At 67.0% G+C, this 12,634-nt stretch carries 13 protein-coding genes; 2 read left to right on the top strand and 11 right to left on the bottom strand.

What is annotated here, in order from left to right; all coding sequences use genetic code 11:
• The first annotated feature begins 44 nt into the window (after positions 1-44).
• Complete coding sequence (gene asd / locus LPN03_RS02510) at positions 45-1,178, top strand: aspartate-semialdehyde dehydrogenase (protein WP_165182495.1); 1,134 nt, start codon at positions 45-47, stop codon at positions 1,176-1,178.
• Here asd and LPN03_RS02505 read toward each other — a convergent pair.
• From LPN03_RS02505 to LPN03_RS02475, 7 genes are all read right to left on the bottom strand, one after another.
• Positions 1,175-2,293 (bottom strand): winged helix DNA-binding domain-containing protein, encoded by a 1,119-nt coding sequence (locus tag LPN03_RS02505; protein WP_165182496.1) that lies wholly within the window; start codon positions 2,291-2,293, stop codon positions 1,175-1,177. The genes asd and LPN03_RS02505 overlap by 4 nt on opposite strands.
• A 26-nt stretch (positions 2,294-2,319) precedes the next feature.
• The gene (locus LPN03_RS02500) at positions 2,320-3,444 is read right to left on the bottom strand and encodes a fatty acid desaturase family protein (RefSeq protein ID WP_165182497.1); all 1,125 of its coding nucleotides are present in this window, start codon (positions 3,442-3,444) and stop codon (positions 2,320-2,322) included.
• Positions 3,445-3,687: 243 nt separating this feature from the next.
• Entirely contained in the window at positions 3,688-4,794 is a 1,107-nt protein-coding gene (locus tag LPN03_RS02495) for a UDP-N-acetylmuramate dehydrogenase (RefSeq protein ID WP_262452989.1), read from the bottom strand.
• Positions 4,791-6,182 (bottom strand): MFS transporter, encoded by a 1,392-nt coding sequence (locus LPN03_RS02490; protein ID WP_262452987.1) that lies wholly within the window; start codon positions 6,180-6,182, stop codon positions 4,791-4,793. Before LPN03_RS02490 ends, LPN03_RS02495 begins: the two co-directional genes overlap by 4 nt.
• On the bottom strand, positions 6,179-6,604 hold the full coding sequence (locus LPN03_RS02485; RefSeq protein WP_262452985.1) for a MaoC family dehydratase: 426 nt from the start codon (positions 6,602-6,604) through the stop codon (positions 6,179-6,181). Before LPN03_RS02485 ends, LPN03_RS02490 begins: the two co-directional genes overlap by 4 nt.
• On the bottom strand, positions 6,604-7,053 hold the full coding sequence (locus LPN03_RS02480) for a MaoC family dehydratase N-terminal domain-containing protein (RefSeq protein WP_262452983.1): 450 nt from the start codon (positions 7,051-7,053) through the stop codon (positions 6,604-6,606). Before LPN03_RS02480 ends, LPN03_RS02485 begins: the two co-directional genes overlap by 1 nt.
• A gap of 92 nt (positions 7,054-7,145) precedes the next feature.
• Positions 7,146-7,712 (bottom strand): TetR/AcrR family transcriptional regulator, encoded by a 567-nt coding sequence (locus LPN03_RS02475; protein ID WP_165182502.1) that lies wholly within the window; start codon positions 7,710-7,712, stop codon positions 7,146-7,148.
• Between the two features lie 79 nt (positions 7,713-7,791).
• Here LPN03_RS02475 and LPN03_RS02470 point away from each other — a divergent pair, with 79 nt between their 5' ends.
• A complete protein-coding gene (locus LPN03_RS02470; RefSeq protein WP_262452982.1) occupies positions 7,792-9,333 on the top strand; it encodes an MFS transporter in 1,542 nt (513 codons plus the stop codon).
• Between the two features lie 76 nt (positions 9,334-9,409).
• Here LPN03_RS02470 and LPN03_RS02465 read toward each other — a convergent pair whose 3' ends face one another.
• The 4 genes from LPN03_RS02465 to LPN03_RS02450 form a co-directional block, all read right to left on the bottom strand.
• The gene (locus LPN03_RS02465; protein ID WP_165182504.1) at positions 9,410-9,655 is read right to left on the bottom strand and encodes a DUF3188 domain-containing protein; all 246 of its coding nucleotides are present in this window, start codon (positions 9,653-9,655) and stop codon (positions 9,410-9,412) included.
• Positions 9,656-9,765: 110 nt separating this feature from the next.
• On the bottom strand, positions 9,766-10,689 hold the full coding sequence (locus LPN03_RS02460) for a DUF2797 domain-containing protein (protein ID WP_262452980.1): 924 nt from the start codon (positions 10,687-10,689) through the stop codon (positions 9,766-9,768).
• Between the two features lie 3 nt (positions 10,690-10,692).
• Positions 10,693-11,565 carry an HpcH/HpaI aldolase/citrate lyase family protein gene (locus tag LPN03_RS02455; RefSeq protein ID WP_165182506.1) on the bottom strand — a complete coding sequence of 291 codons (873 nt, stop codon included), beginning with the start codon at positions 11,563-11,565 and terminating at the stop codon, positions 10,693-10,695.
• A 146-nt stretch (positions 11,566-11,711) separates the two neighbouring features.
• Positions 11,712-12,608 (bottom strand): hypothetical protein, encoded by an 897-nt coding sequence (locus LPN03_RS02450; RefSeq protein WP_262452979.1) that lies wholly within the window; start codon positions 12,606-12,608, stop codon positions 11,712-11,714.
• Positions 12,609-12,634 lie beyond the last annotated feature (26 nt).

The raw sequence follows: 12,634 nt of genomic DNA, 5'->3' as shown, positions 1-12,634 counted from the left end.
GAAACGAACTTCGGGCACAGTGCGGCGCCCACTAAACTGGCACCATGACCAATAACAGTGTTCCTTCCGTCGGCCTGGTTGGCTGGCGCGGCATGGTCGGTTCCGTCCTGATGCAGCGCATGCAGGACGAGGGCGACTTCGCAAGCATCAACCCCGTCTTCTTCTCCACCTCCAACGCCGGCGGCACGGCCCCCGCGATTTCAGGCGGCGACACCGGCACCCTCGAAGACGCCTTTGACATTGACACTTTGGCCAAGCTGCCCATCATCGTCACGGCCCAGGGCGGCGACTACACAAAACGGGTCCATACCGAGCTGCGCGGCCGCGGCTGGGACGGCCTGTGGCTCGACGCCGCCTCCACTCTGCGCATGAACCACGACTCGATCATCGTCCTGGATCCCATCAACCGCTCTGTGATCGACTCGGGCCTGGCGAACGGCACCCGTGACTTCATCGGCGGCAACTGCACGGTTTCCTGCATGCTCATGGGCCTGGGCGGGCTGTTCAAGAACGGCCTGGTCGAATGGGGCACGGCCATGACCTACCAGGCGGCCTCCGGCGGCGGCGCCCGCCACATGCGCGAGCTGCTGAACCAGTTCGGCACTCTTAACTCCGAGGTTTCCTCGGAACTTCTTGATCCGGCGTCCGCGATTCTGGACATCGACCGCAAGGTCCTGGCGCACCAGCGCGAGGGCATTGACTCCTCGCAATTTGGTGTGCCGCTGGCCGGCTCGCTGATTCCCTGGATCGATTCCGACCTGGGCAACGGCCAGTCCCGCGAGGAATGGAAGGCCGGGGTGGAAACGAACAAGATCCTGGGTACCTCCGCCGACAACCAGGTCATCATGGACGGGCTCTGCGTGCGGATCGGCGCCATGCGTTCCCACTCCCAGGCGCTGACCTTGAAGCTGCGCGAAGACCTGTCGGTGTCCGAAATCGAGTCGCTGCTGGCCAACGACAACGAGTGGGCCAAGGTGGTCCCCAACACCAAGGAAGCGTCCATGGCGGACCTCACCCCGGTGGCCGCCTCCGGCACATTGGACGTTCCCGTGGGCCGCATCCGCAAGATGGAAATGGGTCCGGAATATGTCAGCGCGTTCACCGTGGGCGACCAGCTCCTCTGGGGCGCGGCCGAGCCTCTGCGCCGCATGCTGGCCATCGCCGTCGGGAAGCTTTAGCCCAGGAAGCGCTTGTACCCGGCCGCAGCCTTTTCCAGTGCCTTGAGCTGGTTGGGGCCCAGCTCCGTGAAAAAGTCTGGAAGGACGACGCCGGCCACCTCCCTTTGCTTTTCGGCTGCGCCTTGCGCTTTGCGCCAGGTCCCGGCCACCTGGCCGCCCGCCACCACCGTTGCCTTGAACATGCCGTTGCCGCCTGGCACGGTCAGCGGCGCGTGGTGGGGTGCCAGGGCCGCGCTCCTGTCCGTGTAGCCGAGCAGGTATTCATCGAAGCCCGGCAGCAAAACGACCGAGCGCGCGCCGGGTGCGGTTCCGCCCAGCAGCCCGGCGGTTTCGGGGGCAAGCCAGTACGTTTCGCCGCCGCATTCCACCGTGTCCAGCCGATCCTTCGCCTGGTCCAGGCCCGCCTTGATGTCCGCGAGGGTCAGCTTTGACCACCATTGGAAGTCCTTGACGGTGGCCGGGCCGTGGCTGCGGAAGTAGCGCAGGGCCAGTTCGGTCAGCGCTTCCGTTCGGTCGAGGACCCGCGGATTCGCGATCCACGCCTCGGAGCTGACGTAGAACTGGCCGTTGCCAGTTCCGCGGCTGACGGGGCCCTGGACCAGGGTGCCCTCGAGGCAGAGCAGGAACAAGAGGTGGTAGCCGCGCTGGGCCTTGGTTCCCTGGCCGGCCCGTTCAAAGGCGGCAAAGAGCTCGTTGCGCGTGGCCCGGCCGCCCAACTGTTCCAGCAGCGCAAGGGCGAGGCCGCGCACCCGGTCCACGTCCGGCGTCGTAATTCCCAGCTGGCGGTGGCGCGTTGCCTGGCCCTGGCTCATGCGCCCGGCAGTAAGCGAGAGTATCCAGCCGACGTCCTCGGCGGCGGTGACATGCAGGGTGCCGCGCAGTGGGCATGAGCGGACGATTTCCCCGCGGTCGAAAGCTTCCTCGACGGCGGCGCGGCCGGTTCCCGAGCGCAGGCCGATGGACCACAGGGCGCCGGGGAAGTCCTGTCCCTGCAGGGCCGTCAGCCAACGCACCACGCCCGCCGGCCCCGTGCTGGGGCGGGCGGGCGTGGGCAGAATCCACTGGGCGGCGAGTCGGAGCCTGGCCAGGGTGGCGGGTGTGACGCTGGGGGTCATGCACCCAATCTAGTGCCAGATCGGCGTCAGCGGGCGGAGCGCAGCTGGGCGGTGATGGGGCATTCGAAGGGGTCTCGCTGGCCCAGGCCCACGCGGTTGAGGTAGCGCATCACGATCATGTACGACTGACCGAGCGTGGTTTCGGTGTACGTGATGTTCCGCTCGGCGCAATATTTGCGGACCATGGGCTGGACGGCCTTGAGGTTTTTGGAGGACATGGTGGGGAAGAGGTGGTGCTCAATCTGGTAGTTCAGCCCGCCCATGCCTGCATCCACCCACCAGCCGCCGGAGATGTTGCGGCTCATGAGGGTCTGGCGGCGCATGAAGTCGATCTTGACGTCCTTGGGAACCAGCGGCATTCCCTTGTGGTTCGGGGCGAAGGATCCGCCCATGTAGACGCCCAGCGCCATGACCTGCACGGCGATGAAGGCCAGGCCGATCGCCCATCCGAGGTAGAGGACGGTGAAGGCCGGGAGGATGACCAGGCGGACGGCCAGCATGGCGATCTCTGCCTTGCGCTCGGGAACAATCTGCTTGCGGTCCAGGACCCGGCCGACGGCGGAGATGTGCAGGTCCAGCGCTGCCAGTGTCAGCAGGGGGAAGAAAAACGCCCCTTGGCGGCGGGCGAACCACTTGGCAAAGCCGGTTCGCTTGGCGGCGTTCTCTGGGTCAAACACGAGGGCGCCAGGATCGATGTCGCCGTCCACACCAATCTTGTTCGGGTTCAGGTGGTGCTTGCCGTGCTTGTTCATCCACCAGCCATAGGACAGGCCCACAAACAGGTTGCCGGCAGTGCGGGCCAGCCACGCGTTTTTCTTGGCGGAGGCAAACACCTGGCGGTGGGCGGCGTCGTGGGAGAGGAAGGCGGTTTGCGTGCACAGGAACGCGAACAGCACGGCCGTGACCAGCTGCCACCAGCTTTGGCCGAGCGTGAGGAACAGTGCGAGCACTGCAAGGTAGCCCAGTCCCTGGCGGACCATGCGGCCCACATACCATTTGATGTCGCGCTCCATGAGGCCGGCATCGCGGACCTGCTCGCAGAGTTGGATGAAGTCGGTGACATGGCGGTCCCGTGCGGGGCGCTTCCTCACTGGTTTGGCGGCAGGCGCCTCTTCCAGCAGTTCGGTCGAGTCAAGCGTTGCGGATGACATTGTGCTCCTCAAAGTGCCTCACGGATGCCCAATCATCACGTAAACGAAAAAGTCTGAATCTAACTTCTACGTTATGTAAAAGGGCACCGCCGGCACATCACCCCGGGGAGCCGTTCTGACCCCCTACCGGGGTAGGGGGCCGTCGCCGACGGTGGCCGACGGTGAGGAAGCGTTCGTGAAAAATGCTCCGAATGTGCGGTAGGGTCGGTGAAAACAGCCCCGATTGCAACCGAGCGTCGGAGTTTAGAGGGAGCAGCCGACCAGGACCGGCTCGGGGTGCAGGGTGATGTTGAACTTGCGTTCGACGCCGTTGCGCACCTCGCGGGCCACGGCCAGGATGTCCTCTGCCGCGGCTCCCCCGCGATTGGTGACGGCCAGGGTGTGCTTGGTGGAAAGGGAGGCGCGCGGCGCCCCGGCGTGGTTGTTCCCCTCGGCGAGACCGCCGGCTGCGAGCTCACCCGCCAGGCCGTAGCCCTTGGCAAAGCCGGCGTGTTCAATGAGCCAGGCGGCGCTGAGCTTGACCAGGCCGCCATCCTCCCCGGCGGGCCAGCGCGGGGCATCGGCTGGCAGGGCGTCCGCAACGTTTGCCGGGACAACGGGGTTGGTGAAGAAGGAACCGGTGGAGAAGGTGTCGCGGTCTGCGGGGTCCAGGACCATGCCCTTGGACGCGCGCAGGGCCAGGACAGTTCGGCGCAGCTCCAGCGAGTTGGCGCGCCTGCCCGCCTCGACGTCCAGCCGGCGGGCCAGCTCGGCATACTTGACCGGGGCGCTCATCCGGCCCAGCAGCAGCTGGAATTCCACCGTCAGGACCACGTAGCGGGGGGATCCATTGACGGTGGTTGCCTTGATGATGGAGTCCCGGTAACCGAACTTCAGTTCATGGTTGGTGAAGGTGTGCACGGCGTTGTTTTCGCGGTCCCACACTCGCACGGCCGCAATGGTCTGGGACACGTCGGCACCATACGCACCCACATTCTGCACGGGCGTGGCGCCGGTGGACCCGGGAATGCCCGACAGCGCCTCGAGTCCGCTCCAGGCGTGCAGCACCGACTGGTGGACGAAGTCGTCCCAGTTGTGGCCGGCCTGGACCACCACGGAGGCACCGCCGCAGGAATCCTCCGCGTTGACGGCATACCCCTGGCTGGCGATCTTGAGCACCGTGCCCTCAAAACCCTGGTCCGAAATCACCAGGTTGGAGCCGCCCCCAACAATCAGCAGCGGCTCCCCCGCGCTGTCCGCGGCACGGACAGCTGCGATGATGTCGGGCTCGGTGGCCGCTTCCACATAATTGCGTGCGGGCCCTCCCACGCCAAGGGTGGTCAGGGAACTCAGCAGCACAGTCTCACTCACCCTTCAACACTAGCCCTTTCCGGCACTGCCCCTGCGGGCTTGCGGACCACGGGGCTCAGCATGAAGGCAACCACCAGCATGACCAGGACGGCCAACAGGGAGTGGAGCACCCCGATGTGTTCGGCCAGCAGCCCCAGCAGCGGGGGCCCGCCCAGGAACGCACCGTAGCCGATCGTGGAGACCACCGACACGCGGGCCGCGGCGTGGTCGGGGTCGTCGGAGGCGGCGGACATGCCCACGGGGAAGCCAAGGGCGGAACCCAGGCCCCACAGCACCAGGGCAGCGAGGGCGATCTCCTGGTTGGGGGCAAAGACAAAGACAGCAAGCCCGACGACGGCCAGCGCGGCACTGGTCCGCAGTGCCGCCACCCGGCCATAGCGGTCCAGGATCGTGGTCCCGGCAAAGCGGCCCACCGTCATGGCGGAGACAAAAATGCCGTAGCCCAGCGCGCCGGTGGCGTTGGACGAGCCATAGCCGTCAGCCAGCGCCAAGGCCACCCAGTCCCCCGCGGCACCTTCAGCCAGGGCGAGCCCCAGCACCAGCACGCCGATCAGCAGGGTGCGGGGGTCCCGCCAGGCGGCCGCAATCTTGGCCTTGCCGTCGAGCTTGGCCTGGGCCAGCCTCCGGGACTCCGCCGCCAGCGCAGCCGCTGCATCAGCAGCCGGATCGGCCGGCGGGCCCGCCCCCTTGGCCGGGGGACGCGCCGTCGTTCCCGGCCTGACAAGGGGGATGGGGCCGGTGCCCGGCACGGAATCAAGCTCGCCCAGCTGGACGGCTCCTTGCCCGCGCGCCTCCTGCGCGGAACGCGAGTCCGCCTGGTAGTGGCGGGTGGCGAACCAGATGGCGGTCCAGACAATGGCGGCCATGACCGAGACGTGGATGGCAACCGGAAGGTGCACGGAGGCGGCGAGGGCTCCAAGCCCGGCACCCACCACAGTGCCAATGCTGAAGGAGCCGTGCAGGCGCGGCATGATGTGCCTGCCCAGCGCCCGCTCCACGGCGGCGCCCTCAATGTTGGAGGCCGTGTTGAAGCTGGCGGTGCCCAGGCCCACCACCACCAAGCCGGCGCCCACAACCAGCGGGTTGACGAAAACGCTGGCGCCCAGCCCCATGATGACCATGCCCACGGCCTGGATGGTGGTGCAGACGCGCGTGGTCAGCTTTGAGCCGAGCCGCAGCACCACCAGTCCGGAGGCCGCCACCGAGGTAAAGGATCCCAGCGACATGCACAGCAGAATCAACCCCACGGTGCCGGGCGTCAGGCCCAGGTCGTCGCGAATGGCCGGGATGCGGGAGACCCAGGTGGAAAAGACCAGTCCGGAACCGGCATAGGCCGCGACCACGCCGTTGCGCCACGCCCCGACGGTTTTGGAATCGAGCCCGCTCACGCCATGCTGACCGTGGCTTGCGCCTTGACCAGCACCTTTTGCCCGTCCAGCGTCACGGCCAGGTCAATCCGGGCCGTTCCGGCCGACTCATCCAGTGCGCCGATGGTTCCGGTCACTTCGACGACGGCACCCGGCGCCCCGTCCAGGTCCGCCACCGGCACGGGCTTGGTGAACCGGGTGCCATAGGAGACGACGGCGGAGGGGTCACCGGCCCAGTCCGTCACCAGCTGCACTGCCGCGCCCATGGTGAACATGCCGTGGGCAATGACGCCGGGCAGTTCCACTTCGCGGGCGAAGCGCTCGTTCCAGTGGATGGGGTTGAAGTCCCCGGATGCGCCCGCATACTTGACCAGGTCAGCACGGGTGATTTCAAGCGAGCGTGTGCCGATGACCTGGCCCACTGCGAGTTCTGAAAAGTTCATTACTGGCCCTCCCCGCGCACCAGGATGGCGGAAACTGTGGTGGCGACGGCATCCCCGGCCACGGTGGAAATTTCGGCCCGTGTGGTGATCATGGCCCCGCCGCCCATGGCCCGGACCGTGTCGACGTGGAGTTCGGCCACGAGCTCGTCACCGGCCACGATGGGGCGGTGGTGGGAGAACTTTTGCTCCGCGTGGACCACGCGGGAGAAGTCAATGCCGGAATCGGGATCGTTGATCAGCTGGGCGTCTGCGCGCTGCGCCACGATGATGGCGTAGGTGGGGGGTGCCACGAGGTCGGCGTGGCCGAGTTCCCGTGCGGCAGCGACGTCGAAGTGCGCCGGATGGGTGGCCTTGACGGCGAGGGCAAACTCGCGGATCGACTCGCGTCCAACGCTGTAAACGTCGCCGGCAGGGTAGCTGCGTCCCTGCAATTCGGGGTTGATGGTCATGGTCTCAAGCTTACCGGGCGAGGGGCCCGCCGCGAGCTTGCGAGCGGTGGGAGCCCGGTGAGCGTTACCGGGCGATGGGCGTGGCTTGGGCTTCAGGCCCGGACACTGGAGCGCAGCTGCCGGACCACGGCGAGCAGCGACTGGACGTCGACGGCGTCCTGGGTGCCGCCGTCGTTCTTGGCATCGGTGGGCAGGCCGAACAGGGCGGCGTTGAAGTAGAGGCCGTCGCCAAGCAGCATGACTGCGCGCGCCACTGCAGGGTCCCCGATGTCTTCCAGGATGAGCCGGTACCAGGTGGCGTGCATGGCCAAAAATGCCGCCCGCACGGTGCTGTCCTCGCCCTGGGCCAGGCGCATGGCGGCGACCACGCAGCGGTCAAAAACCGTGCCGCCAAAAACGCTGGTCCGCACGTAATAACTGGCGCACCCTTCGGGATCATTGGCCATGAGTTCAAAGTCGACGGCGGCAAGCTCGGCCAGTTTTCCCAGCAGGCCTTCGGTCAGGGCTTCCTTGCTCTTGAAGTGGTACAGCAGCCCGCCCTTGGACACCCCGGCTGCGGCGGCAACGGCATCCAGGGTGGCTGCCCGGGGGCCGTCGTTGATCAGCAAGTCCTCATAGGCGGCAAGGACACGCTCGCGCGCCGAAGGTTGTGTAGTCATTGGACAAGACTACAAGAAGTGATGCAGTACACCGTCCAGACGGTTTACTATACCGGCTGGACGGTATAGAGTTGATGGCATGGCCCTGTCACTCAACACCCCCGCTACCACCCTCGCCGCCGGCCCCGCCCGCGCAGGCACACGCGCCTGGATTGCCCTGGCCGTGCTGATGCTGCCGGTGCTGCTGATTTCGGTGGACAATACGGTGCTGAGTTTTGCCATCCCCTCCATCTCGCTGGCGCTGGTTCCTTCCGCAACCGAACTGCTGTGGATCATTGACATCTACCCGCTGGTGCTTGCCGCGCTGCTGGTGCCGATGGGCAGCCTGGCCGACCGCTTTGGCCGACGGCGCCTGCTGTTGATTGGCAGCACCGGCTTTGCGCTGGTGTCGGCACTGGCGGCCTTCGCGCCGTCGGCCATGGCATTGATTGGCTACCGCGCCCTGCTTGGAATCTTCGGCGCCATGCTGATGCCCTCCACGCTTTCGCTGATCCGCAACCTGTTTGTGCACCACGACCAGCGCCGCACAGCCATCGCGATTTGGGCTGCCTGCTTCTCCGGCGGCGCGGCACTGGGCCCCATTGTAGGCGGGTTCCTGCTGGAACACTTCTGGTGGGGCGCGGTGTTCCTGCTGTCCGTCCCGGTTCTCATCCCCCTGCTGGTCCTGGCCCCGATCTTTGTGCCGGCGTCCAAGGATCCGGCCCCGGGCCGCATCGATCCGCTGGGCATTGCGTTGTCACTGGGAGCCATGGTGCCGGCCATTTACGGCATCAAGGAAATTGCCCAGACCGGCCTGACTTTCGTCAACGCGGCCTTTATAGTGGCGGGCCTGGCCCTCGGGGTGGTGTTTGTGCGCCGCCAGCTGGGCAGGCCGGACCCCATGCTGGATGTCCGGCTGTTCCGCAACCCGGTGTTTTCCGGCGGCGTGATGGCCAACCTGCTGAGCATTTTCTCCCTGGTGGGCTTCCTGTACTTCATCACCCAGCACCTGCAGCTGGTGGTGGGGCTCTCCCCCACGGCGGCCGCCTTTGTGCTGGTGCCCGGACTGGTCATTTCCATTGTGACGGGCCTGCTGGCCGCATCCCTGGCAAAGTTCTTCCGGCCCTCACACCTGGTGGCCGGCGGCCTGCTGCTCAACGCCGCAGGGTTCCTGATCGTGTGGCTCAATGCCGACGGATCCGTGGCGGGCACCATTGCGGCCTTTGCCGTGCTGGGTGCCGGGGTGGGGATTGCCGAAACCATCTCCAACGACCTCATCCTCAGCGCTGCGCCGCCGGCCAAGGCAGGTGCCGCGTCAGCCATCTCGGAGACTGCCTACGAGGTGGGTTCGGTGCTTGGCACTGCCATCCTGGGCAGCGTGCTCGCCGCCGCCTACCGCATGAATGTTGCCGTGCCGGCCGGACTGTCTGCCAGTGACAGCCACACGGCGGGGCAAACGCTGGGCGGCGCCATCGACGTTGCGGCCGGCCTGCCGGCGGCCCAGGGCCAGGCGCTGTTGGCCTCCGCCCGGCATGCCTTCGACTCCGGCTCGGGGCTGGTGGCGCTGGTGGGCGTGGTGCTGATGCTCGGCGCGGCCATCATGTGCCTGCGGGCGTTGCGCCCGTTGCCGGCGGACAAGTAATGGCCACGGCGTGCCAAACAGTCGGCGGCGTGCGAAATTTCACCCATCGCCGGCGGTTTGGCACGCCCCCAGCGGTTTAGGCCTTGTTCCGCTGTTCCGCTTCCCTGAGCGACTTGCGGACGGCGCGGGCGCGGAGGCCCAGGGACACCATGTGGGCCACGAGCCCGACGCCGACGAACGGCAACCCCACGAAGGTCAGCGCGGGCGTGGAGGACACTGCGCCCACTACGATGATGATGATGCCAATGGCGGTCAGGCCCATGCCGCCAAAGACCGCGTATTTGTAGGCGGGCGGGGCAGTTTCCCAAAAGTCGTTAAGCACACCCCCAGTGTAGAGGAGGGGGCTGGGCGCCCTTCCCGGACCCAGACGCCGGGTCTCGACGCCGGGTCTGACGCGCTCGCAGAGCTCGCTGCTCGAGCACGGAATGGAGCCTAGAAAAGCGATTCCTGGAGGGCCGGGACGTCGATGGCGTAGTCGCCGAATAGGATCTTGTGCCCCTTCAGGGCCGTGAGGTCGGCAAGGAACGCTGTCCCGGATCCGTCCACGCCAACCAAGGCATAAGGACCCAGCAGCGAGTCCAGCCGGATGCCGTGGGTGCCCGCCTTGAGCTCCTGGGGGTAGGCAATGCGCTGGCTGGGCTCAGCCACACCAGCCGCAATGGCACTGCGTTCCCACTGCTCCGAAACCACCCCAAAGCCATCAAGGGCCTGCGTGCCCAGGAATTCCCTGACCACGGCGGCGGCAGCCCGGTTGACCTCCTCCACATCGGCGGCAGGGCGGGGCTGGAGGAGCGAGGCGAACTTGCCGGCACCCCGGACAAACTGCGTCAGGCCAAGATTCGCAGACACGGCGTCCTCAAGCACCCGCACCACGGAGCCGTCGCCGGCCTGTGCAACATACCGGGCCACGACGGCGCCCTGATCCGCCAGTCGGGACCACTTGCTGCGCTGGGAAGCCGTGCCCACCTTGGTGGTGCCATCGGCGAAGGTGGCCACATACAGCCAGTGCGGCTGCGCGAGGTAGGCCTTCAGACCGGGCGGGGCAATGCCGCTGCGGTGAAAGTCGTGCATGAAGCGGAAATCGTCGCGGGCAAAGCACGCGCCGCACTGGTAGCCGCGCTCGGCAGCTGCACCGCTGGGGCACGGAAAATGCTGCGACTCTTCCGGCCCCTGGACGCTGGAGTACCCCAGGCAGTACCGGGCCGGAATGCCGCTCCCCGCCAGGACGCTGAACCGCAGCCACTGGCCGGCTTGCAGCGGCACCCGGGCGCCGCCGTCGTCCGCGGTAAGGGACAGCGACGGCCCGGCAGGGGTCCACGAAACGCCGCGGACCAGTGCCGGGCCGGTCTCAGCCACGGTTCAGAGCGCGGGCTGGACGCCGTAGGCCACGGCCAGCTTCATGATCTTTTCGGCGCGGCCCAGTCGGGGCAGGTCCGAGCCGTCGCGGATGACGCCGCCGCGGGCCTTGAAGTCGTCCATGAAGTCCGTGGCCCAGGCAACGTCCGTGGGGGTGGGGCTGATGACCTCGTTGATGATGTTGGTCTGGTCAATGGCCAGGCACAGCTTGCCCGTCATGCCCATGGACACCGTGATGGCGGACTGCTCGCGCAGGATGGGGTGGTTCGTGCCAACCGTGGGGCCGTCGATGGGGCCGGGCAGGTTGCCGACGCGGCTGGCAACGACCAGTTTGGCGCGCGGGTAGGCCATGGCCTCACGGTCCGCGGCCATGCCGGTGTCGCGGCGGAAGTCGCCGGAGCCGAAGGCGAGGCGGAAGGCGCCTTCCGCGCGGGCGATGTTGTTGGCTTCCTCAATGCCCAGCGCCGACTCGACGAGCGCCAGGACGCGGGTTTTGCCGTCCAGGCGGTGGTAGGTTTCCTTGACCTGCTCGGCATTCTCGGTCTTGGCGAGCATGACGCCGAGGAGGCCGGGGATGTTGCGCAGGCCCGCCACGTCGTCGGCCCAGAAATCGGAGTGGACGTCATTGATGCGGACCCAGGCCTTTCCACCGTTGCGCAGCCAGTCGATGACGTCCTGGCGGGCGCCGTCCTTCTTCTTGGGGTCCACGGCGTCTTCAATGTCCAGTACGACGGCGTCGGCGCGTGAGCTGGCTGACTCGTCAAAGATCTCCGGGCGCGTGGCGGGCACCAGCAGCCATGAGCGGGCAATTTCGGCCGGAATGTTGCGGGTGCGGATGGGCTTGGATGAGGCTGTGTCGCCAACGGAACTAGACATACATCTACCGTATACGGGCCGCGCCGCACTTTCGACGCGGCGGGGCACAAACGAACCCGGGTTTTGCTGTGCCTATGCGCCAGCGATCCTGCGTGTGCAACCGGCGGTGAGGCGTCCCGTGCGGCACGTTGCCAGCGGCGGGCCGGTTATCCGGCGGGCCGGTTGGGGACGTCGGCATCCCAGGTAAGGTCGGCGCCCTCCCCCAGCGCAAGCGCCTCGACTGCAGGGTCCTGCACCAGGGCTGCAATGAGCTCCCTGCTGCCAGCCACCACGGTGGAGTCAAAATCGATTTCCGACACCATGACCCAACTCCGGTCGGCGGGCCACAAAATGCTGGGCGATTGCGGCCATAGCGGCGAATGGTGCCACGGCACGCGGTTCACCCATTCGGGGTCGGTGTAGAACCGTGGCCCGGCAGAAAAAAGGTAGTAGCTGCGGTTCGGGAGTTCCAGTTTTTCGCCGTCGGCCACCGCCGCGGACAGCAGCCCGGAGCCGGGTTCCCGGGACAACGGGTTGTCCCACTGGCCGTCGTCAGACAGGCGCAGCTCGGCATAGCCGGCGGAGGTGGCCAGCCCGCCCCAGCCCTCCCAAATGGCACTTACGCCTTCGTCAGGCGTGCCGGTGTGGTTGCAGAGGTGGGTGGCAACCGCAGCCAGGACGTCCGTAGCAAGGTTCCCAATGTCCGGTTTCGAATAGCGCCAGCCTGCCTCGTCCAGGGGCCCGAGCATCGGTGTCACCGGTCCCATCAGGCGGTGGAGCTGGGCCAGCGGGTGCATGAGCGTGCCAAAGGCCCGGGCGACGGCGGCCCAGCCCACCCGCTGCTGTTCCAGCTCTCCCATGGCCGGCAGTTCATGGCCATGCCACGACCCTGTGTCCTGCGGACGGTCGCGCTCCAGAGGGTGGAAGATCCGGGCATAGGCTGGGAAGCCGCGCGGCACCACCGCGTGCATGTCGTGCCATTGTTCGTCGAGCAGGGGCTTGAGCCAGGCTCCGGCTGATGCGCCGGCAAGGGCTTGGGGAATCGAACCAGGCTGGGAGTCCATGGCCCCAGCCTAGGCCATGGCCGCAT

Origin of the sequence: Arthrobacter sp. A2-55 (assembly GCF_025548615.1) — a bacterium.
Classification (GTDB): domain Bacteria; phylum Actinomycetota; class Actinomycetes; order Actinomycetales; family Micrococcaceae; genus Specibacter; species Specibacter silviterrae.
Note: the sequence above shows the minus strand (reverse complement) of the source record. Positions and strands in the feature narration are given on the sequence as shown.